The sequence below is a fragment of the Pedobacter sp. 05L430 genome, assembly GCF_056397585.1.
The window spans coordinates 1-769 of sequence record NZ_JBFTNT010000592.1; the positions used below are offsets into that span (position 1 = coordinate 1).

Here is a 769-nt window from a genome sequence, read left to right on the forward strand (position 1 = left end):
GGGCTTATATGGGTAATAGTTCAGTTCGTTATTATCCAATATTTTGTATTGCTTGCAGCAAGGTTCGATTTGTTCTTCGTAAACACACTGGGCTTTGGATTTGGATACGGCGCCATAACATTTWTACTGCTTTTGGCGGCCAGTATTACCTACGCCATCTACTACTCAATTAAGCATAAAAAGTACAATCTWAACCTCAGCATGATCTGCCTAACATTTGTATTGTTTGGCTTTAGCTCTTACTTTTTAATCATTATAAGAGCAGATGCGAAGCCAAGCTTAAACCTTTCGAATCCTGATAATGCTTTTGCTTTATATGGTTATTTAGGACGTACAAATTACGGTCAAACGCCCCTTTTATACGGACAAACTTTTGATGCCAAACAAATTGACGGCAAAGAAACTTATACCAAATACAGAAAAGGAAAAGATAAATATGAGGTTTCAGGAAGAGGTATAGATGTGGAATATGACAAGAATTTATTGTTTCCAAGAACATATAGTGACAAACCAGATCACATAAACTTTTACAAGCAGTGGTTAAATCTTGCTGACGGAGAAACCCCTTCTTTTGCCCAAAATTTAAAGTTCTTTGCATCATACCAGGTAGGTTTTATGTACTGGCGCTACTTTTTCTGGAATTTTGTTGGTCGACAAAATGACAATCAGGGTCAGGGAGGCTATAGCGAAGGGAACTGGATAACCGGAATTAAATCGCTGGATGCTATACGATTGGGAAGCCAAACCAACCTGCCACCAAGTATTGTTG

The 769-nt window shown here is 38.2% G+C and carries 1 pseudogene; it reads left to right on the top strand.

The features are described 5' to 3' along the window. Positions 1-769: pseudogene (locus AC1DG9_RS27500) on the top strand (DUF2723 domain-containing protein); the annotation flags it as partial.